Here is a 22,784-nt window from a genome sequence, read left to right as displayed (position 1 = left end):
CTTTAAATCTTATGCTTCGGTCAAATGCTTTAATACTTTATGACCATGTTCAACTGCTTCTAATTTAATTTTCGTCTCTGGGTTACCTGATAAAGGCGATACGTCATAAAGCAAGTAAGTGGCGCTTAACTGCATTTGCGTATATTGAATTGAATATTGAACTGCTTTTAAAAAGCTATCGATTAAGTTTTCTTGGTCGTTCACCATGTTGGCTTCTGTTTGGCCGACCGTCATACTAATAATGACTTTTTTGTCTTTTAATTTATCGCCCTGAGAGCCATAGGCAAACTGATAAGTAAAAACTTCATCAAACCATAATTTCAAAATTGCAGGCATATTAAACCAGAACATTGGATATTGCAGAATGATGGTGTCGTGGCGTAACAAGGCTTCTTGTTCAGCACTCACGTCAATTTGGTAGTCTGGATAAAGTTGGAAAATATCTCGGACTTCAAGGTCTGGATAGGTTTTTACGAGTTCATTCACAATCGTTTTATTTGCAATCGATTGAGCGTAGTAGGGATGAGCTAAAATCAGTAAAGCCATGAGAGTGCCTTTAAACTATAAAAATAATAGTCACTATAATTTTTATAGTATTGGCGTACAATAACTATCAAAGTTGATAGGTAGCATTAAAAAATGGCAAATACTGAAAATACATGTGAAGTCACAGTAAATGGAAAAACTTATCCATGTCATATCAGTATGGCTATGGACTTGGTGGGTGGAAAATGGAAATGCGTGATTTTGTATTATTTAAAAGATAAGCCGAAACGCTTTAATGAAATCAAGCAACTCATTCCTACAATTACTGAAATGACATTAAGTCTTCAACTCAAGCAGTTAGAGCAAACCGGCTTAATCTCTAGAACGGTTTATGGTGAAAAAGCACCGATCAAAGTTGTCTATGAAATGACAGATTTTGGAAAAACTTTTAGGCCAGTTTTAGATTCTTTATATGTCTGGGCTCATAGTTTGATTAGTTTATCTGAGGTTTCAGAATAAAATTTCGATTCACAATTATTATAATTAATATAAAAGATTGATTTTTTAATGCTCGCTTCAATTAGCCCCATCCCTGTGCACGGGGCTTTTTTTTGCCCAAAAATCACTCATAAATATCCATAAAGCCTATCAAAACAACGCTTAAAAACTGGCACATTTTCTGCATCTCTTATTAGTAATACAAAAACTGAATTTGGTAATACCAAACTAGAGGTGAGATATGAACGATGTAAAACCTGTGGTTCAACCAAAGCCAACTTTAAAAGCTTTTTTAGTCGAATTGCTCAGCGTACGTGCAGGCGTATATATCAAGCAAAACAATCAGCCGCCTAAAACAAAAGGATAAGACTGTGGCAAAACAAAAGTTGGCTCGAATCAGTATTACCGTACCTGAAACGACCCTCAACGCACTCGATCAAAAAATTGTCGAGCAGAACTATGAAAGCCGCTCGCAAGCGATTGTCGACATGATTAATAAACACCTGATTGCAGAGCAAGCACAGGCCAATGAAGTCATGGTAGGCACGTTGACGCTGCTTTATGACGCTAGCCAAATGACCTTGCGTAATCAATTGGTCGATTTACAACAACAGTTTTTAGCACAGGTGATTAGTTCACTTCATATCCAGCTCGACCAACAAAAGATATTGCAAGTCATGTTAATGCAGGGCGCAAGTTCTGAACTCAGACAAATTAGCCAGCAATTTATTGTGCTGAAAGGGGTGATTAAAGGGCATTTAGAACTTATGGATGCCGTCATGCCGCCTATACAGCAAAATGACTAAATGAGGAGTAACGTGTTGAAAAATTTATGGACGATTCAAGACTGGAAAACAGCATATCAAAACGAACAAATCCATCTTGAAGATTTGATTGGTTACGTTGCAGAAATTAAAAATGATGATAATGCGTGGATTGAAATTGCATCGAACGAGCAGATTCAATCGCAAATTGATATTTTAAAAGACCAGAATATTACTGACTTACCTCTATATGGTGTGCCATTTGCAGTTAAAGACAACATTGATGTCGCTGACTTTCACACCACTGCTGCCTGTAAAGAGGTTCAATATTTAGCGACACAAGATGCTGCCGTAGTAGCCAAGCTAAAAAAAGCAGGGGCACTTGTGGTTGGTAAAACTAATCTCGATCAGTTTGCAACGGGACTAGTTGGCGTTCGCTCGCCCTATGGTGCAGTAAAAAATAGTTTTAACCCCGAATATATCAGCGGTGGGTCAAGCTCTGGTTCATCTGTAGTGGTTGCCAACGGCATTGTGCCTTTTAGCTTGGGAACAGATACGGCAGGGTCAGGGCGTGTACCTGCGGGTCATAACAATATTGTGGGCCTGAAACCAACAAAGGGCTGGTTTTCTACCACAGGTTTAATTCCTGCATGTCGAACTATTGATGTCATTTCTATTTTTGCGCTGCATATTGATGATGCGTGGACCATTGCGAATTTAATGCAGGGCTATGATGAAACAGATGAATATTCACGAGCACATCCAGCTAATGTACCGACTCAATTTTCTAAACGAAAAATAGCTATTCCAGCTCAGCTTGAGTTTTATGGTGATCTTGAATCTGAAAAAGCCTTTTTAGTGGCAATTGAGCGCGTAAAAAAACTGGGCTATGAAGTTGAGAGTATTGATTTCAGCGCGTTTAATGAGCTTGCTGCCGCATTGTATAACGATGCTTGGGTAGCTGAAAGAACAGTCGCCGTTGAACGCATGACAACACGTGAAAAGGCTCATCCTGTTATTGCTCAAATTATTGCGCAGGCAGATAAATTCAAGGCAACAGATGCACTTCAAGCCGAATATAACCGCGCCGTGCTTGCTCGAAAAATTAATGTGGCATTACAACCTTTTGATGCCTTGATGGTTCCGACAGCATCAACCATTTACACAATTGCCGAAGTTGAAGCTGACCCATTGACTAAAAATGCACACATGGGGGCTTATACCAACTTTGTCAATTTTGCAGATCTTTCGGCTTTAGCTTTACCAAATGTACTCCGTAAAGACGGCCTACCAAGCGGCGTAACCTTTATTGCACCAGCTTGGTACGATCAGGCACTCGCCAATTTTGCGCAGCTTTGGCAAGCCGAAACATCGCTGAGTTTAGGTAAATCAACTCAACATTATCAAAAAAGTATAAACATCCAGTCGAATCATTCAGTGCAGCTAGCTGTGGTGGGAGCGCACTTAACAGGCATGCCGCTTAATTTTCAGCTCACTAGTCGCAATGCCACTTTCCTTAAGAAAACCCAGACAGCAGACACTTATAAACTCTTTGCCTTAAAAAATACCACACCACCAAAACCGGGGCTGCAATGCGACGCGACAGGTACGTCAATTGACGTCGAAGTGTGGGATGTTCCCTTAGCAAATTTTGGAGCTATTGTGGCTGAAGTGCCTGCACCACTTGGTATTGGGAACCTGAAACTAAAAGATGGAACATGGGTCAAAGGCTTTATTTGCGAAGCGTATGCCATTCAAGATGCAACCGATATTAGCCATTTTGGAGGCTGGCGAGCTTATATACAGTCACTCAATCAAAACGCTCAAAGTGTTGTTAGTAAAAATGTTGGGGAAGTTTCTATATGATTAAAAAAGCGTTGTTATCCGTATCTATTTTATCGGCAGTTGTATTGGGTGGGTGTGACAATACCGCTAAAGTGCCTGAGGCTAAACAAGACACTCAGGCATCCACAAATACAAAACCAATTACCATTGGATATAGCGATTGGCCGGGCTGGGTGGCTTGGCAAGTGGCTATTGAAAAAGGCTGGTTAAAAGAAGCAGGCTTAAATGTAGAGTTTAAATGGTTTGATTATTCGGCTTCTCTTTCAGCTTTTTCGGCAAATCAGCTCGATGCTGTGTTGGTCACCAATGGCGATAACTTGGTAACTGCTTCTGGCGGTACGCAAGGCATGATGATCATGGCAACGGATTATTCTGCGGGGAATGATGTCATTATTGCAAAAGAGGGTATTAACACCATTCAAGACTTAAAAGGAAAATCAATCGGTGTCGAAAAAGGCTTGGTTGATCATCTTTTACTAGCAACAGCTTTAACCGACCATAACATTAAAGCCAATGAGGTGAAGTTGGTGAATTCGGCAACGAACCAATTACCTCAAGTGTTTAATAGCCCAGATATTTCTGCAATCGCTGTTTGGCAACCCGTTGCAGGTCAGGCATTAAAAGCAGTGGCAGGCTCTAAAATTATCTACACTTCAAAAGACAAGCCGGGTTTAATTTACGACACCTTAACAGTCAACATGAGCCATTTAACAGCTCATCAAGAAGAATGGAAAAAAGTCATTCAGGTGTGGGATAAAACAGTTAAATATATTAATGACCCTGCAACCCATGCAGATGCAGTTAAAATCATGGCAAATCGTTCAGGGGTCGACCCAAAACAATATGAGTTGATGGTCAGCGGTACGCATCTATTAGATATCAATGCCAATAAAAAGGTATTTGCTAAATCTCAAGGCTTTGACTCAATTTATGGTTCTAGCTATCACGTCAATAAATTTAATGTCGAAAATGGGATTTATAAAACCGAACAAAATGTAGATGGGCTGATTTATCCCACACTCATAGAACAACTCAAATAAACCCCATAAATTAAAAAGCCCAAGATGAACTTGGGCTTTTTAATGCCTTTCTTATTTTTCTGTACTGACCTGAGTCATACGTGGAATTTTTGGTAAGTCTTGTAAAGCAGGGTCAAGCTCATCTTCTTCAGCGTGAACTAAATAATCTACCCGTGCCCGAAGTTGTTTGAACTCAGGTGTACTCATTAAATCGAGTGAGCGTGGGCGAGGTAAATTAACTTCAATAATTTCCTTAATTTCACCGGGATTGGCTTTGAGTGCCACAATTCGGTCTGCTAGTAAAATGGCTTCATCCATATCATGGGTGACAAAAATAATGGTGATATCAATGTTGTGCCATAAATCCATTAAGTGCTTTTGCATTTTTTGACGTGTGTGTGGGTCGAGTGCACCAAAAGGTTCGTCCATGAGTAAAATTTTAGGTTGATTAACTAAAGCTCTAGCAATCGCAACGCGCTGTTTCATGCCACCAGAAAGTTGGTGTGGATACTGATTTTCATATTTTTCCAAACCAATAATATTAATCCATTCACGTGCTTGAGCTTCGGCTGTCATTTGACTAGCGCCGCGCATTTGAGGGCCAAACATCACATTTTCTTTTACAGTTTTCCACGGAAAAAGGGTATAGCCCTGAAACACCATTCCGCGTTCAGGGCATGGACCCGTAATGCATTCGCCGTCTACTAAAACTTCTCCACTATGGTATGGGTCTAAACCTGCGATAACACGGCTCAGTGTTGACTTACCGCAGCCAGAAGGGCCAATCACACAAATAAATTCTCTTTTATGAATTTTTAAATCGAGCTTATTTAAAACGGTGCGTTCGCTTTGACCATGCTTAAAGACTTGGCTCAGTTGTTTAGCTTCTAAAATAACAGGACGTTCATAAATTTTTTGAAAGTATTCATGCGCGTTAAATGTTGAATCGTTCATTATTTTGCTCCTACTTTCCAAGTGAACATCCGCTCACCTAACTTCATTAATACCCAGTCACAGACCAGACCAATCACCCCAATAATCAAAATAGCCGCATAGACATTGTCAAAGTTTTGGTAGCGTGCCTGTTGGGTAATGAACCATGTAATACCCGAGGTCGTACCAATCAACTCTGAAACAATTAAATAGGTCCAAGCCCAACCTAATAGCACGCGTAAATCACGGTAAATATCAGGTATGGCAGCAGGAATCACCACGTGAAATAAACTTTTGAGCTTATTGGTACCAAGCGTATAGCCAGCTTCAATTAAGCTTCGATCTACCATTCGGGTGGTATTGGCAATAATGAGAATTTGCTGAAATAGCGTACCAATCACAATAATCGCAATTTTAGGCGCGTCATTAATCCCTAAAATTGCCACTGCAAGTGCACCAAACGCAGGTGCGGGTAAGTAACGGAAAAACTCAACAAACGGTTCTGTTAGTAGGGATATCCGCTTAGAAAAACCACACAAAATACCCAGTGGAATTCCAATCAATGAAGAGATAAAAAAAGCTGAAAAAACCAGTTTGATACTGTGCCATAAACTTTGATGAAACCACGGCGAATCAGGTTGTTCAGGTGGCGTGGTAAAGGCGGTGACCAAAGCTTTAGCGACTTCATGGGGAGCAGGTAAATAAATCGGATTGACCAAAAGACCTTGTGGTGGTGCAGAATCTCGATTGACTGCATTTTGTGCTTCGAGATAGAACACATTTTTATCAATGCGACTTCCTACTTGTAAGTAAGAAACACTTCCCGAACTCGTGATTTGTACTTGAGGATGCCAAACAAAAGGTAAGTAACTGATTGCGCACCAAAGACATATTGGAATAACGAAAGAACAAATACTGAGAATCAGCTTGTTCTTTCGCGTAAATTCCTTTGCAACATAACCCATATCGAGAGCTCCCCATTTTGGTCAGTATTACGATTTTCATGAAACGTAATATTGTTAAGCAAAATAGGTGCCATCTTTAAGGTGCTTTAGATGAGTTAAGAAGATGAGGGAACTAAAGTTTCATGTAAATACACCCAATAACATTTTTCGTCTTCTACTTTAATGCAGGCTGTAGAGGTACGTACTGTCTCGGTTTCATCAGTTTGCTGATGTTCGTGATATTGTACCCAACAATAATTTTCAAATTCGTATAAAGCTGTATTCTTAATAATGTTGATTTTTAAAGAAGGTTTTTTTCCGATATTCTGACTAAATAAACTATTCACTTCTGCGAAATCAATGCTGTGCCCTTGAACGGTGACCATCTTAAAATTTTGATCAAAGCTATCTAAAAGCGGGCTCAGACTTTGCTCTGTATTTTTTCCTGTAAATACATTTTCTATTAAAATATGTAGGTCAATGACACTTTGAATGGCTTGATCCATTTGATTAGACATGGGTTTTCTCCTTTAAAACCTTATCTTATCTTTTAGATAAACTAAAAAGTATGTAAGTTAAGGGAAGATAAGCTATTTTATATAAATAGACAATTCTGTCTGTTTTTTATAAAATATCGATGATTATGACTCAGTTTTTATAATAATGATGTCCCATAAAATATTTCAAATTTTAGATAGTTTAGGATTGGTCGCACAGAACCGCGCTCTTCATGTGCAATTTTCCAACGCATCATTAAACAATCAAATCTTCTTACAACGCATTGAGGGCGAGCATACCCTTAACCAAGGTAGCGTTGCTGATTTACTGTGTCTGTCGACAAACGCGCATATTGCATTAAAACAATTTATTGGCTGTCAGGTTGCTGTCGATCAGGTGACGGACACAGGCCAGTTTTTTAGAACAACAGGAATTATTACCGAAGCGAGCCAAGGTCAAAGTGATGGCTCACTCACCATTTATAACCTCACCTTAAAAGACCCAACTGCACTTTGGCATAAACGCCGTAATAGCCGCGTGTTTATGAACAAAAGCGTGCGGGATATTAGCGAAATTCTATTTAAGGAATGGCAGGGTAAAAGCCCGTTATTTGCCTCAAGCTTAACACTCGACACAGCCGGTTTAACGAAAGACTACGATGTGCGTCCATTTGTGATGCAGTCAAACGAAAGTGATTATGACTTTTTAACCCGTTTGTGGCGTAGCGAAGGCATTAACTGGTTAATTGATGAATCGCAACTTTTTGTCACCGACCCGAATGTTGCCATCCAGCCTCAAGTGCTTCGTTTAATTGATGAGAATCAGAATTATCAAGCCCTTGAGCGCCGTAGCCTCCGTTACCAACGCAGCAGTGCCACAGAACAGTTTGATACCATTACTCAAGTCAAGGCAGAGCGAAGCTTGCAGCCAACGTCTGTTCATATTCAACGTTGGCAAGCCGATGCGCTGCAACAAGAAGAAGGCAGTGGTAGCGTACAAGGCACGCAAAAGCACAGTGAACACTATGACAATGCGAGCTTAAACCTTGAAGATGCATGGCACGTTAGCCCTGCTTGGATGCAGGACTTAAACGGTGAAGACCAAGCCACCGCTTCAGGCAATAGCCAGATTGAACAGTTCAATCAGAACATCAATGCGTACTATCACCTGAGTTCTAAACAGTTTACCGTTTCGGGTAACGTCCGTGATGCACAGGTCGGTTACTGGTTTGAACTTAATGACCATCCTGAACTCGACCAGCATGACAGTGTCGATAAAGAATTCTTAATCTTAAGCAAGCACTACTACAACCAGAATAATTTACCGAAAGAATTACAACAGCAACTTGAGCGTCTGTTGCCAAAAGACAAGTTCAAGGCAGCCCAACTCGACAGCCAAAACCCTGAGCAACGCCACTTTGCTGAGCTGAATGTTGTTCGACGTAACATTAAAGCTGTGCCTGAATATAACCCGCTAGAGCACCGACCAGCAGCTTACCCGCAGCGCGCTAAAGTGGTGGGATTAGAGGGCGAAAGCATTCATGTCGACCAGTGGGGGCGCATTAAAGTCCGTTTCTTGTTTACCCGAGCTGATGACCATAGTCATGACGGTGGAGCGGGAAGTAATGATAATGACACCGACTCGGCTTGGGTTGATGTGCTGACTCCTTGGGCAGGCGCGGGTTATGGCGCACGCTTCTTGCCACGTGTTGGTGAAATCGTGGTGATCGACTTCTTTGACGGCAATATTGACCGTCCATTTGTGGTGGGGCGTATTCACGAAGCTGAACGCCACCCAACGCAATTCGACCAGAAAGGCCAGCTACCTGACACTAAAAAACTGAGCGGCATCCGCTCAGAAGAAGTCGACGGCAAAGGTTTTAACCAACTGCGGTTTGATGACACCACAGGCCAAATTAGTGCCCAGCTCCAAAGTAGCCATGCGGCCAGCCAGCTCAACTTGGGTAACTTAAGCCATCCAAAAGACAAAGCCGAAAGTGATGGCCGAGGTGAAGGTTTTGAGCTCAGAACAGACCAGTGGGGTGCGGTGCGAGCGGGCAGTGGTTTACTTGTTAGTACCCACAAGCAGGACCAAGCTCAAGGCGTACACCTAGATGCAAATGAGGCCAAACAACAAATAGAAGGAGGCCTCAACAATGCCAAGGCACTCAGCGAAGTTGCCAAAAATCAGCAAACTGATCCATTGGAAATGCTGGAGAACCTAAAAACGTTCATAGAGCAAATTGAAGAAAAAGATCAAGACAAAGCTGCTGCTTTTAAGCAAGCCTTGATGATATTAACTGCACCCAACATTATTGCTCTAGCCAGTAATGAAAACATTCATCTCAGCGCAGATGCTCAGTTAAGTCTAACTGCTGGTGATAGCATTAACCTGACTACTCAAAGGAACCTGATTGCACACGCCCAAAATAAAATTAGCCTTTTCGCAGCACAAGAAGGGACAAGACTCTATGCAGGCAAAGGTAAAGTCGAGATACAGGCGCAAGGCGATGGAGCAGATTTAATTGCCCGTAAAGCTGTCCAGATTATTTCAACAGAAGACAAAATTGAAATTAGTGCTTCTAAAGAAATCGTTATCACGGCGGGTGGATCTCAAATTAAGATTAATGGCTCGGGAATTTTCCCTGTCACTGGTGGCAAGTTTGAAGTAAAAGCTGGGCAGCATTTATTTATGGGGGGAGGAAGTGCTTCTGCTACTTTGCCTGCTTTGCCTGCTTTGCCAGCAGTAGGAAAAAATACGGGTTCAATAGAGCTTAATTATGTTTATGAAGATTTATCTCCTGTAAAACAAGCAACATACGAACTTTTATTTGAAGATGGTACCAGTAAAAAAGGTGTGTTGGATGTAAATGGTTACGCTAAAATTGACAATATCGAGTTAGGTAAGAAAGCTAAAGTTTTATATGGTGAAGATATTAGAGTTAAACCAGAACATTTTATAGATCTTTTGGAAAATCCTATTGCTGAGCAAAAAATACGTACTGAAGAAGATGTGTTATCTGCTAGGGCAACATTTTCTGATACATACAATGCTTATCTAAAAGATAATTTTTTTGATGATGAAATTGAAGAAATGCAAAATAGCAGCGAAATTATACATGACTATTATGATGATTATATTTTAGAAAATGAAATTACACCTGAGACAAAACCATATAAAGAAATGCATTCGCAAGATTTAACAAGTGACGAAGCTGAATCCGAGCGTAGTTATCAAGAAGGTGATATTTAATGGCGACTTTACCTTCTGTACCAGCAAAAGCAACTAAACAACCTGTAACACAAAGAGTAACACCTCAGCAGTTAAAAAAAGCAGATGATGATGTGGGGAAGTGGTTTTTAGGCTTACTAGATGGGAGCGGTACAGGGCCTAGTCAAATTATTGTTACAGCAATTTTAGGATGTGTTCCGGTTGTAGGACAATTATTTGATTTACGTGATTTAATTAAGGGGATTATCTTAGTAGCCACAAATCCGGCTAATATAATGGGATGGGTAGATTTAGTCATAACTTTAATTGGATGTATTCCTGGATTTGGAGATGCATTCAAAGCAGGGTTTAAGCTTGCAAGAAGTGGTGCAAATGCAGAGCGTGTATTTGATGCTATGCGTAAATATGCCAAGATAGATCCTAAAAAAGCATTAAAAGAAATGGATTGGAATCAACTTAAAAACAAATGCCTTTCTTTACTTAATAAAATGATTGATGAATTTGTAGATGTTCTGGATTCTTGGTTGGCAAAACAAGTAATGGGTAGACCCAAAGTAAACGAAGTAATTCGTATGCTTCAACAAGTAAAAAAAGATGCTCCAAAATATATGAATTCTGCGTTTGCAGAAATTCAAAAAACAGTTAATCAAATGTTGAATATGCACCCCCCATTACCGAGTACAGCAGCAGCTAAGACGACACGTCAAGTTCCGCCTAGACAGACGACAGTTGCAGGGAAAGGAAAAAACTCATCTCAACAACCTTCAAGTCATCAACGAGGTGGAGCACAGCAGCAAGTAAAAGATAAAGCTCCGACTGTTCAGAGTTCTGCTGCTAATAAAACAAAGCGTAGTCAAGAAATTAGGCAATCGAAAAAAAAGCGTTGGTCTACGGGGGTGCCTGCTGAGCATATTGTGGATTATTATTCAAAAGAAAGACGAAAGAGTTTACGTAAAATTAATGATAATGGACGTTTAATAGAAGAACATGATCGTTTAAAGCGTAATGCAGTGGGTGACCGGATACGTAAACAAGATATTAACCAAACTGGTATAGATCATTTGTGGTTTGGAAGTCATAAAGGTCGTAAATATTTGGTTGGTGAAACAAAGGGAAGCATTTTTGGTCATTTTGCTTTTTTAGCGGGAATGGCAGATTCTGATGCTAAAGCCATTGAAGGTAATCGGAGCGAGATTGGTAAAATTTTTGATGAGAAGACTGAGTACAATGAACAGTCAGGGTTAGGTAAAAGATCGACTAGTGCAGAAACTTCTATAAAAAATGAAGGGGCTCTAACGGGTAGTCAAGGGAAAGCTGGGTTAAGTGGTACTAAGTCTAAAGGTCGTCAGATGAGTCATCGATGGATATATTCATCATTAGAATCGGATAATACTATCCCTGCTTCACATAAAGACTATCTAACGGACTCTATTCAAAGTGCACGGATAGGTAGAAAGAATCCAACTATATATAATCGAGAAATTTATATGGTTACAGGAAAACAATATGAACAACATGACCGCTCAAAAGGAAAATTACATAATATTCAGATGCCATTAATTTTTTTACCTGATAATATTTTACCTGAGTAATAGGGTTGCATCATATGTTAAAAGTTTTGAATAAATCTGAATGGGATATAGTTAAACGTGAACCATACCAAAAATTTTCAGATTATCAAAAGCGATTGGATTTTAATCTTAAAAATATTCAAATAGGTTTAAATAATCTAGAGAATGATTTTGATCATGGACCTGATGATTATTATGTTGGGTTGATGAATGCTTCAAATGCTATTGCTCAGCTATCCCTTAAAAGTGTTTTTTTTAGTTATTCTGCTGGTCTAACAGTAGAAGAACTTGCTGACTTTTTTCCAAAGGTAGTGGAATATTGGCAGCTTTATGCAAAGCATCATATCAATTTTCATCAAAGTTCAGAATGTGATGGGCATTTAGTACCACATTTAGAATTGGTAACTGATGAATATTGGGAAGCTTTACAGTTAGTTTGTTTCTCTATTTTATTTGCTCAACCTGAGCATTTAAAAATAATTATGGAAATTTTGGCTTATGAAAATGATGAGCAAGATGCCTTACTAGATAAACTAGTTTCTCCATGGTTACCAGATCGAGAAATCTCGGAAGTCTATTTAAGACAACTTCCATATAGAAAGCTTGAAAAAGTATTTACGGCGGATGAAGCTGACCGTCCAGCTCTAATGTCAGCTTATATGGATGAGTGGTATGGTGCAAGTAAAAGAGAACCCTATCATGATCGTCATAAAAGTAGTCAGTTTCCGGGTTACTGGTCATTAGAGGCGGCAGCAATTACAGTTATTTTACGAATAGATGATAGTAGTTATCGAGATAAACCATACTATCCAAAAGACTTAGTTGATTATGCTCGAAGCCAGTATACAGTTCTAGATGAACATGGAAATATAGAGGGAGAAGCTGACCGTTTACGTTGTGAAGCTGGTGAACCTTGTCCTCAGTCTGGAGAATGGTATAGCCCAGCGAATGACATGCAAAAGCGTCATTTTAATCAGGGCGAAATTATGCCAGAAATTAAAGATAACTCTTGGGGTGAAACCATTTGGTATTTAGATCTAGAAAATTAATAATATTTTATTTTTTGATCTTTTAATATAGGGCCTATCTAACGGATAGGCTTTTTCGTAATTTATTAGATTTAAATAGTATTCAGCAGCCTATAATTTTATTACCCGATAATGTTTTGATGGAATAATAATTAAATGATTACCCTATTAAATGAGAAAGACTGGAAAAAATTAAGACGAGAACCTTATCAGAAATATAAGGATTATCAGATGGTTGTTTCCTCTGCAATTGATGGTATTCCAGAAACTATCAGGGCCATAAATGATAATAGCTTATCTGTAGAGGGATATCATTTTAGTGGTTTAAGGAATGCCTCAAGTCTTTTGTTTAAAGAAAGCTTAGAGCTGATTTTTTATAGTTATTCTGCTGGTCTAACAGTAGAAGAACTTGCTGACTTTTTTCCAAAGGTAGTGGAATATTGGCAGCTTTATGCAAAGCATCATATCAATTTTCATCAAAGTTCAGAATGTGATGGGCATTTAGTACCACATTTAGAACTGGTAACTGATGAATATTGGGAAGCTTTACAGTTAGTTTGTTTCTCAATTTTATTTGCTCAACCTGAGCATTTAAAAATAATTATGGAACTTCTGGCTTATGAAAATGATGAGCAAGATGCCTTACTAGATAAACTAGTTTCTCCATGGTTACCAGATCGGGAAATCTCGGAAGTATATTTAAGACAACTTCCATATAGAAAGCTTGAAAAAGTATTTACGGCAGATGAAGTTGACCGTCCAGCTCTGATGTCTGCTTATATGGATGAGTGGTATGGTGCAAGCAAAAGAGAACCTTATCATGACCGACATAAGAGTAGTTTTTTCCCAGGCTATTGTTCGCTAGAAGCAGCAGCTATGACTGTCATTTTGCGAATAGATGACAGTAGTTATCGAGATAAACCATACTATCCAAAAGACTTAGTTGATTATGCTCGAAGCCAGTATACAGTTCTAGATGAACATGGAAATATAGAGGGAGAAGCTGACCGTTTACGTTGTGAAGCTGGTCAATCTTGTCCACAGTCTGGAGAATGGTATAGTCCAGCGAATGACATGCAAAAACGTCATTTTAATCAGGGAGAAATTATGCCAGAAATTAAAGATAACTCTTGGGGTGAAACCATTTGGTATTTAGATCTAGAAAATTAATAATATTTTATTTTTGATCTTTTAATATAGGGCCTATCTAACGGATAGGCTTTTTCGTAATTTATTAAATTAAAAATGAATTTCTTAGAATACTAAAATATTAACAATTTTTAAAAGTGAATTAATAGCTTAAGTTTTTAATTCACTTCATATCTTTATTACGTTTATTATCTTCATTCACTCTTGTATTCATATGGTTAAGTTTTTCTTTATAAAATAGACAGATGTTTCTGTATTTTATAAAATAATGCCAATCCTGACAAAGTTTTCATAAAAAAGATGTTATCTCATATACATAGAATTCTAGAAAATTTGGGTATCAGCTCGCAAAAACGCGTGCTTCATGTTCAGTTTTCTAATCCATCGTTGAATACTCAAGTCTTTTTACAAAGTATTGAAGGGCAGCATCAGCTAAATGAAGGACTGACTGCCGATTTATTTTGTCTTTCTACCAATGCCCATATTTCATTAAAACAATTTATTGGTTGTCAGGTTGCAGTAGATCAAGTGACTGATCAGGGGCAGCTATTTAGAACTACGGGAATTATTACCGAAGCCAGTCAGGGGCAGAGTGATGGTTCATTAACATTGTATAAACTGAGATTACAAGATCCGACCGCGCTATGGCATAAACGCCGAAATAGCCGTGTATTTATGAATAAAAGTGTACGGGACATTACTGAAATTCTATTTACTGAGTGGCAGAACAAAAGCCCATTGTTTGCGTCTAGCTTAACTTTGGATTTAAAAAACCTAACTCAAGACTACGATGTTCGACCTTTTGTCATGCAAAGTAGCGAAACAGATTATGAGTTTTTAACCCGACTTTGGCGTAGTGAAGGCATTAACTGGTTAATTGATGAAGCTCAGTTGTTTGTTACTGATAGCTCGGATGAGATTCAATCACAAAAGTTACGTTTAATTGATAATAATGAATCATATTTAGCATTAGACCGAAGAAATATCCGTTATCACCGCAGTAGTGCTGTTGAACAACAAGACAGTATGACAAGCCTTGTGCCAACTCGGAGCTTGCAATCTACAGCCGTGCATGTGCAACGCTGGCAGGCTGATGCTTTAAGTCAAGAAGAAGGCATGGGCAGTGTTCAGTCAAAGCATAGTCATAGTGCTAATCAGGATAATGCGAGTTTAAGTCTAGAACATGCATGGCATATCAGTCCTGCTTGGATACAAGACTTAAATGGGGAAGACCAAGCCACTGCATCGGGCCACCAGCAGCTAGAAAAACTCAATCAAAATCTATCTGATTATTATGCATTTCAATCAAAATACTTTCATGCACAAACCACGGTACGTGATGCACAAGTTGGCTATTGGTTTGAATTGAATGAACATCCTGAAATAGATACGCATAGTGGATCAGACAAAGAATTTCTGATTATTGGGAAAAGCTTCTATCTGCAAAATAATTTGCCTAAAGATTTGCAACAGCAAATCAATCAACTTTTTAGCCAAAGCCAATGGCAAAACAATCGATCAGGGCTAAATGACCAGACTGAGCGTCAGGGTAATGAGCTCATTCTGTCGCGTAGAAATATTAAAACTGTTCCTGAGTACCATCCGTTAGAGCACCGTCCAGCCGCTTACCCGCAGCGCGCTAGAGTAGTGGGGCTAGAAGGTGAAAGTATCCATGTTGACCAATGGGGACGTATTAAAGTCCGTTTCCTATTTACCCGAGCTGATGACCATAGCCATGATGGTGGAGCAGGAAGTAACGACAATGACACCGACTCTGCTTGGGTCGATGTATTGACCCCATGGGCAGGTGCAGGTTATGGTGCACGCTTCTTACCTCGCGTAGGTGAGATCGTGGTGATCGATTTCTTTGACGGCAACATTGACCGCCCATTTGTAGTCGGACGCATTCACGAATCTGAACGACATCCAACTCAATTCGACCAGAAAGGCCAGTTACCTGATACCAAAAAACTGAGCGGCATTCGCTCTGAAGAAGTTGATGGCAAAGGATTTAACCAGCTACGTTTTGATGACACTACAGGCCAGATCAGTGCCCAGCTACAAAGTAGCCATGCTGTAAGTCAGCTAAACTTGGGTAACTTAAGCCATCCAAAAGACAAGGCTGAAAGTGATGGTCGTGGTGAAGGTTTCGAACTCAGAACAGATCAGTGGGGCGCGGTGCGAGCAGGTAGTGGCTTACTCATTAGTACACATAAACAGGACCAAGCTCAAGGTGTACACCTGGAGGCAGCTGAGGCCAAACAGCAAATCGAAGGCGGCCTCAAGAATGCCAAGGCACTCAGTGAAGTTGCTAAAAATCAGCAAACTGATCCCTTAGATATGCTTGAGAATATTCAGACTTTCCTAGAAGTTCTTAAACAAGAAGATCCTAAAAAAGCTGCTGAGTTTCAATCAGCAGTGATGTTGCTTGCATCTCCAAAAAGTATTGCTGTAAGTAGTAATGAAGATATACATCTCAGTGCAAATGGTCAGCTCACTCAAAGTGCCGGAGATAGTATTAATATTAGTACGCAAAAGAATATAGTAAGTCATGCGAGTCAAAAAATAAGTCTATTTGCCGCCCAAGAAGGTGCTCGACTTTTTGCTGGCAAGGGCAAAGTAGAAATTCAGGCTCAAGGTGATGCCTTAGATGTCATTGCTCGAAAAGGTGTACAGATTACTTCAACCGAAGACACAGTCTTTATTACTAGCCCAACTGAAATTAATCTGACAGCAAACGGATCTCAAATTAAGCTGAATGGTTCGGGTATTTTCCCTGTTACGGGCGGTAAGCTTGAGGTGAAAGCAGGGCAGCATTTATTTATGGGGGGCTCATCAATAAATCCACCTGCATTAGATTTACCAGACTGTTCTGCTAAACAGTCAGATGCAGCAAAAAATGGATCAGCAAAAGTGATATTAGACTAAGATGAAGCTTTTATTTTCTAAAGATGAATTAAATTCTAAAAAGTTAAGTGATTTAATATCAAACTTATTTGAACAAAATGGCTATATTAGTTTTTTATGTGATGAGACTTTATTGAGTGGATTCTTTGATGAGTTTATTGAAAAGCTAAAAGATTATGAATTGGAATCAATAGAGATTGCAGCTGGTGCTAAAAAAAATAGCCGTCCAGCTCTTTTCTTTATAAAAATAAAAGTGAAAGAAGATCTAGTAAATTCATTAGAGTTTATTACTCATACATTATTAATGAATTTGGATCAAAATGAGGATGGTTACTTTATTCATGGATTTAGCAAAATTGAAGATCTAAAAATTGCAGTTCAAACTTTTAAAAAACTTGTTATTGCAAAAGATACAAAGAATAAATTTATTTTTCGTTGGTATGATCCACGAGTGTTAGTTTACTTGCCAGCAATAATTGATAAGAAAAGCGAACGAATTGAATCATTTTTAGAGAATTGGTATTTTGTTTTTTTTAACGGTTTGTATGAGGTAAAAATTCAGGAAAAAAGGTCGCTTTTTCCTCTTACTTTTACCAATGCTGAGTCAGCAAAACTAGATTTAATTGAGTTATCGAATACAGTAATTAAACAATCACTTATATATGACGAGAAGTTATTGATTCGTCAGGATGAGATATTGGATTCACTTCATCAAGCAATAACACATTATGGAATTTTACATGTAACGGATCTTATTGCTTATGGAATGTATTCCGTTATTTTGCATAGAAATTTTATAAAAAGTCGTTTGATTTCAGACATACTTGATCATTATTGGGTTGATAGAAGTGAGGCCAACTCATTTACCAAAGCAATGGACTATTTAGAAGAAAATCAATATTCACAAGTTATAAGAGAATGTAAAGAGAGCTACCATGGCTAATGATAAACCGACTTTTGCGAAACAAATGAAAAAATTTGGGACGCCAGCACAACAAGAGCAGAAAGTAGTTCAAAAGTTAGGTGTTAGTCCAAACCCAAGCAAAATTAGTCAGCAGGCTGCTGCATCGACGACTCAGAATAATAAAATACCAGTCACTCAGATGTCTAAAAAGGAATGTACTAACTTTTGTCGTCCTACAGGTATAAACATATTACCTCTTAAATATTCGGTAGCTCGTTTAGGAGTAAAACCATTACCGGCACAATTAGGGGCCAATGTTACTAATGTTCCACTTAAGGAATATAAATATACAGTTCGAATGATTAATTCAGGATATATTTACTTACTTATAAAAAGAAAATCCGGGGAAAAAGAGTGGGTTGCGTATATTACTAATAAAAAGGGGTTTCATCAGGAGTTTCCTATAGGGAGTAAAGCTCCAATTGTTGCTCAAGATTTTGCTTGTAATAAAGCTGGGCATAGTGCTAACGCTTCTTTAATTACCATTCCTTCTGTAAATAATGATGATGCCCAGACGGTCTATTTGCTTCATGCTCACGCTCCACTCACCAAAAAAATGAGAGAAAAATTTGAAAAAAATGCTGATCAGTATGCGACTTCAGGCTACTGGCAAAAAATTGATGTAACAAAAGGAGCTGTCCAGCAACATTGTCTTTCTAGTGCCCAGTTAAGTGCTGTTGCATTACCTTTGGAATCATATGGTTCTGCTCGTTGGGGAGCAATAAACAAGAAATTTAGTGAGAAACCCAAAGAGCATATTGGTGTTGCGCTCTATGATCCGATTGGAATTACTTCTAAATTAAATGAAGATCGTAATATATTAAGCTTTAAAGGGGTTGATAGCTTCTTAAAAGAAAATAAAGACGGCTTTAGCAACGAACATAAGCTTCAAACTATGACTTTGATTGATAATATCGAGTCTACTTTGAAGCAAAATTTGATAAGTGCAAAATTTAAAAACATTGAAGCTAATAAAAATACAACGTTAGGTCATTTGCAATATGACCCAAGAATTACAGCACATTTAGATAAGAAAACTTTAGATCAAGTCAAGAAGAATGTTGAGAAAACTGCCGAACAACATAAGGTTAGCGCACATCAAGAAGCAATCGTGCAAGGGAATAAAGCTTGGGGGAAATATCGAGAAGAACTCGATATGGATGCTCTAGATAAATTTCGCAAGGATATCGATAAAAAATCTGAAGAAAGTTATGCTGCTGCGGCTCGCTATGTAGATGATCATTATAACTGGTTGGTTTCTTCTAATCTTTTAAAAGGTCTATTCTATTTTGATCAAAGTGAAGAATTGAAAGAGGGTAAAGTATCAAAAGAAAGCAATGGCTTTATTTTTCATGCAGTCATTATGGATTTAATGTATGGCATGAATTTATTACAGAAAGGTAAAGATTTATTAAATAAATGGATATGCGAAAAAAAGGTTCCAGATAAAAACTTGTTCTTGAGAGCCTATTGTTTTAATAATAAAGTCTTGATGGATGAGTATGCCAAAATATTTGAAAGTCCAAGTTCAGCAAAAGATTTACTAGATTATAGTAAACAAGGTTTCACTATATTTAAAGAAGCCGATGCTGCCTTTGATAGTTGGTTGAGTAGTATTGAGGGGAGAAAATTTATCTCGGCAAATGATTTTAAATGGCCAGATAAACTGTTTTACTGGATATCTTTGATGCTGAATACGGCTCTAAAAGAGTTTAGTGATATACGTTTAAAAACGATACATATTAGTCAAATTAGTGTCATGGCAACTCAAGGTGCACAGCGTCATACAGCACAACTATTATATTTAAGATCAGGGAATTTAGCTCAACAAGTCCCATTAATGAGATTGATGTATAACCTAGAATTTAGAAACGCTGCAAATGCATCTTTACCGCAAAGTGGTATAGCTTATAATTATCGTAATACTAGGGCGATAGAAATTAAAAACTCAGTATCCTTAGCAGTTAAAGGGCAATCTGATATTACCAAAAACCGAATACTTGCTATAGTGGGAGTTTTTGAGCTACTGAATTTTTATTTCCAATATGATGCTTGGAAATCTGATATTAAAGATAAACCAGAGCTATCCGTACAATTAGTAGGGTCGCTTTTCTCGGTATCTGCTGTTGCTTTTGATATGTTAGGGGAAAGTTGGGGGCGTAAGACTACCGTGGATGCAGCGGCCTCAGCTGCAAAATTTAGGCTAACTGCTGGAAGTCTTGGAACTTTAGGAGGTATAACAGGTTTATATGTTGATTATAAAAATATTAAAGAGGCATCTTCTGACATTTTGGCCACAATATTAATATTTAGACTCACTATTAATGTTGCTTTGACAATTGGGCAAGCTGGTGTATTGGCAAGTGCAGTTATTCAGTATACCAAGTATACAGTAGTTAAAAGAGCTTTGACCAAATTTACATCAAATGCTCTAGTTGCTTTTTTAATGGGTGCTCGAGTAATTGCTGGATTAAATCTATTGACATTAGGATTAATGGCGATAGAAGTTGTGCTTAAAAAGTGGGTCTTGGATGATGCATTGAAAGATTGGTGTCAGAAAACAGCTTTTAAACTACCGTCTGACCCTAAAAAAGAATCGTTATTTAAGTCTGCATCTAGAAATGAAAAAAAATTCCAAAATGCAGATGAAGAATATGAAGAGTTTATGAAAGCAATAGTGAGTGTTTAGAATGTATGAGATGCTAAAATTTGAAGGTCAGATTCAAAGACTAGAAATTTATGATGACTCTTTAAGTGCATTTGGAAAGTCTGGTGATGCTCAAATTGTATCATCAGCAATTCTAAGCGGCGTAGCAGAAAGTATTTCATTGTCTGCGCAAACTATATTTCTCGCCTCACATAGTCGTTTACATGTTAAATCAATTGTTTTGGAAATCAATGGAAAGGTTTGTGTAGGTCAATTTCACCGTGCAGTTTTTGAACAAGGTGAATATGTTATTTGTATAGTAAGACGGCTTGAAAATAACCTATATGAGCTTTATTCAGTATTAAGTCCTAAAACAGGTTTGCTGCATATGCAGGTAGGTATGGGAGCCTCACCCAAAACTCATAATATTTCAATTATGAAAGGTGGGTTAATTTGGTATTCTATAACAATAATTGTAACAAGTCTGATTGTTTTTCTTGCACGTGGTATAAATTTAAATACTTTATTAATTTTAGCTTTTGTATCTATTTTATTTTATTTTATTTTATTTTTTATTATAAAAAATTCTTCAAAATCTTTAAGACATCTTTCAGAAAAGTCAGAACAAATTTTTAGTTTGTATGGTTTTAAAAACCCGCAAGAAGTTTTTTTATTGCCAAGTCGTTATTTAAGTGAAAAAGATCATTTGTTACTAGAATCTGTATATGAATATAGAAAAGCTATTGAAAGTGATCCATATCCAGAAAGCTATATAGAGCAAAAAGAACGGAATGTATGATTTAATTAAACTTGAAGGGCATATTCAAAAACTAGAGTTGCACGAGGGTATCCTGAATACCTTAGATCAAACTGGAGATAAACAAATCACTTCATCTGCTATTTTATCTACTGTTTCTAACAATACATCCTTAAGTGCACAAACTGTATTTCTAGCATCACAAAGCCGTTTACATGTACAGTCTGTTGTTATGGAAATAGATGGAAAAATCTGCATAGGTAAATTTCATCGTGCTCTAATAGTTGAAAATGAATATGTTATTTGTGTCGCTAGGCGATTAGAAAAAAATTTATATGAACTCTATTCTATATTGAGTCCTAAAACAGGCTTACTTTATATGCAAGTCGGTATGGGGGCTTCCGTTAAGAAGTATAAGGCCTCAGCTACGAAAGGAGCTAAATTTTTATATGCTCTTACTGTAGTTATGATGATAGGACTATTTATATATATAGATGATTATTCTGTAGATAACTTTATAATCTTTGGTGGAGTTATTATTTTATTTTATAATTATTTTTATTATGAAGGGGACTGTCAAATCCCTCAAACATTTTTCAGAGAAATCAGAAGAAATATTTAAAATTTATGGTTTCGAAAATCCAGCAGAAATTTTTTTATTATCTGGACGCCACTATAGTGATGATTATAAGATTCTTTTAGAGTCTGTATATGAATATAGAAAAGTTATTAAAAAAGATCCATACCCAGAAAACTATATAGAGCAAAAAGAACGGAATGTATGATTTATTAAAATTTGAAGGTCAGATTCAAAGACTAGAAATTTATAATGGCTCTTTAAATGCATTTGGAAAGTCTGGTGATGCTCAAATTGCATCTTCAGCGATTTTGAGTGGTGTGGCAGAAAATGTTTCATTGTCTGCACAAACTTTATTTCTCGCTTCACGTAGTCGTTTACATGTCAAATCAGTTGTTATGGAAATCGATGGTAAAGTTTGCGTAGGGCAATTCCATCGTGCGTTATTTGAACATAATGAATATGTCATTTGTGTCGTAAGACGTCTTGAAAAAAATTGTATGAACTTTATTCAGTATTGAGCCCTAAAACAGGCTTACTTCATATGCAGGTTGGGGTGGGAGCTTCTGTTAAAGCTCATCAGACTTCTATAGCTAAAGGTAGAAATGTTTGGTACGCAATAACAATTTTATTAGGATCTTTAATTTATTTTCGGGCAAGAGGTTTTAATCAGGTTGATATATTAATTTTTTTAGGAGTGGCTATTTTATTTTATTTTTTATTATTAAAAATGCATCCAACTCATTAAAATATTTTTCAGAAAAGTCAGAACAAATTTTTAGTTTGTATGGCTTTAAAGATCCGCAAGAGGTTTTTTTATTGCCAAGTCGTTATTTGAGTGAAAAAGATCATTTGTTACTAGAATCCGTATATGAATATAGAAAAGTTATTGAAAGTGATCCATATCCAGAAAGCTATATAGAGCAAAAATAAAAGAATGGGGCCAATAACTAAAGGCTAAAAGGT

At 37.7% G+C, this 22,784-nt stretch carries 17 protein-coding genes and 2 pseudogenes; 15 read left to right on the top strand and 4 right to left on the bottom strand.

The window, feature by feature from the left end:
- Positions 1 to 9: 9 nt before the first annotated feature.
- Positions 10 to 546, bottom strand: coding sequence for an NAD(P)H-dependent oxidoreductase (locus AC52J8_RS11440; RefSeq protein WP_086400030.1), 537 nt, complete (start codon positions 544 to 546; stop codon positions 10 to 12).
- A 93-nt stretch (positions 547 to 639) separates the two neighbouring features.
- Between AC52J8_RS11440 and AC52J8_RS11435 the strand changes: the two genes are divergently transcribed.
- The 5 genes from AC52J8_RS11435 to AC52J8_RS11415 all read left to right on the top strand — a co-directional run bounded on the left by AC52J8_RS11435 (position 640) and on the right by AC52J8_RS11415 (position 4,633).
- Entirely contained in the window at positions 640 to 1,005 is a 366-nt protein-coding gene (locus AC52J8_RS11435) for a winged helix-turn-helix transcriptional regulator (RefSeq protein ID WP_069031495.1), read from the top strand.
- Positions 1,006 to 1,225: 220 nt separating this feature from the next.
- A complete protein-coding gene (locus AC52J8_RS11430; RefSeq protein WP_001000625.1) occupies positions 1,226 to 1,351 on the top strand; it encodes a hypothetical protein in 126 nt (41 codons plus the stop codon).
- Positions 1,352 to 1,355: 4 nt separating this feature from the next.
- Positions 1,356 to 1,790 (top strand): CopG family ribbon-helix-helix protein, encoded by a 435-nt coding sequence (locus AC52J8_RS11425; RefSeq protein WP_001118705.1) that lies wholly within the window; start codon positions 1,356 to 1,358, stop codon positions 1,788 to 1,790.
- Between the two features lie 12 nt (positions 1,791 to 1,802).
- Positions 1,803 to 3,614 (top strand): allophanate hydrolase, encoded by a 1,812-nt coding sequence (atzF, locus tag AC52J8_RS11420; RefSeq protein ID WP_086400029.1) that lies wholly within the window; start codon positions 1,803 to 1,805, stop codon positions 3,612 to 3,614.
- A complete protein-coding gene (locus tag AC52J8_RS11415; RefSeq protein WP_086400028.1) occupies positions 3,611 to 4,633 on the top strand; it encodes an ABC transporter substrate-binding protein in 1,023 nt (340 codons plus the stop codon). Before atzF ends, AC52J8_RS11415 begins: the two co-directional genes overlap by 4 nt.
- Before the next feature lie 51 nt (positions 4,634 to 4,684).
- Here AC52J8_RS11415 and AC52J8_RS11410 read toward each other — a convergent pair whose 3' ends face one another.
- From AC52J8_RS11410 to AC52J8_RS11400, 3 genes are all read right to left on the bottom strand, one after another.
- The gene (locus tag AC52J8_RS11410) at positions 4,685 to 5,566 is read right to left on the bottom strand and encodes an ABC transporter ATP-binding protein (protein ID WP_086400027.1); all 882 of its coding nucleotides are present in this window, start codon (positions 5,564 to 5,566) and stop codon (positions 4,685 to 4,687) included.
- Positions 5,566 to 6,510, bottom strand: a complete 945-nt coding sequence (locus tag AC52J8_RS11405) for an ABC transporter permease (RefSeq protein ID WP_086400026.1) — start codon at positions 6,508 to 6,510, stop codon at positions 5,566 to 5,568. Before AC52J8_RS11405 ends, AC52J8_RS11410 begins: the two co-directional genes overlap by 1 nt.
- 95 nt (positions 6,511 to 6,605) lie before the next feature.
- Positions 6,606 to 7,007, bottom strand: coding sequence for a hypothetical protein (locus tag AC52J8_RS11400; protein WP_086400025.1), 402 nt, complete (start codon positions 7,005 to 7,007; stop codon positions 6,606 to 6,608).
- Positions 7,008 to 7,152: 145 nt separating this feature from the next.
- On the opposite strand from AC52J8_RS11400, the gene AC52J8_RS11395 reads away from it, so the two are divergent.
- From AC52J8_RS11395 to AC52J8_RS11350, 10 genes and pseudogenes are all read left to right on the top strand, one after another.
- A complete protein-coding gene (locus AC52J8_RS11395; protein ID WP_496538781.1) occupies positions 7,153 to 10,239 on the top strand; it encodes a DUF2345 domain-containing protein in 3,087 nt (1,028 codons plus the stop codon).
- Complete coding sequence (locus AC52J8_RS11390) at positions 10,239 to 11,810, top strand: hypothetical protein (RefSeq protein ID WP_086400023.1); 1,572 nt, start codon at positions 10,239 to 10,241, stop codon at positions 11,808 to 11,810. Before AC52J8_RS11395 ends, AC52J8_RS11390 begins: the two co-directional genes overlap by 1 nt.
- A gap of 14 nt (positions 11,811 to 11,824) precedes the next feature.
- On the top strand, positions 11,825 to 12,838 hold the full coding sequence (locus tag AC52J8_RS11385) for a PoNe immunity protein domain-containing protein (protein ID WP_086400022.1): 1,014 nt from the start codon (positions 11,825 to 11,827) through the stop codon (positions 12,836 to 12,838).
- 135 nt (positions 12,839 to 12,973) lie between these two features.
- Entirely contained in the window at positions 12,974 to 13,987 is a 1,014-nt protein-coding gene (locus AC52J8_RS11380) for a PoNe immunity protein domain-containing protein (protein ID WP_086611317.1), read from the top strand.
- Positions 13,988 to 14,266: 279 nt separating this feature from the next.
- Positions 14,267 to 16,894, top strand: coding sequence for a type VI secretion system Vgr family protein (locus AC52J8_RS11375; protein ID WP_171293810.1), 2,628 nt, complete (start codon positions 14,267 to 14,269; stop codon positions 16,892 to 16,894).
- A gap of 1 nt (position 16,895) precedes the next feature.
- Positions 16,896 to 17,816: a hypothetical protein gene (locus tag AC52J8_RS11370; protein WP_086400020.1), complete on the top strand. Its 921-nt coding sequence runs from the start codon at positions 16,896 to 16,898 to the stop codon at positions 17,814 to 17,816.
- Complete coding sequence (locus tag AC52J8_RS11365; RefSeq protein WP_086400019.1) at positions 17,809 to 20,526, top strand: T6SS effector BTH_I2691 family protein; 2,718 nt, start codon at positions 17,809 to 17,811, stop codon at positions 20,524 to 20,526. Before AC52J8_RS11370 ends, AC52J8_RS11365 begins: the two co-directional genes overlap by 8 nt.
- A gap of 10 nt (positions 20,527 to 20,536) precedes the next feature.
- On the top strand, positions 20,537 to 21,283 hold the full coding sequence (locus AC52J8_RS11360) for a putative type VI secretion system effector (protein WP_080749965.1): 747 nt from the start codon (positions 20,537 to 20,539) through the stop codon (positions 21,281 to 21,283).
- Positions 21,276 to 22,026 (top strand): annotated as a pseudogene (locus tag AC52J8_RS11355) (putative type VI secretion system effector). The gene AC52J8_RS11360 and the pseudogene AC52J8_RS11355 overlap by 8 nt, the downstream one beginning before the upstream one ends.
- A pseudogene (locus AC52J8_RS11350) lies at positions 22,019 to 22,751 on the top strand (putative type VI secretion system effector). Before AC52J8_RS11355 ends, AC52J8_RS11350 begins: the two co-directional pseudogenes overlap by 8 nt.
- Positions 22,752 to 22,784 lie beyond the last annotated feature (33 nt).

The sequence above is a fragment of the Acinetobacter sp. S-1 genome (genome assembly GCF_059579785.1).
This window is presented reverse-complemented; position numbering and strand designations above follow the sequence as displayed.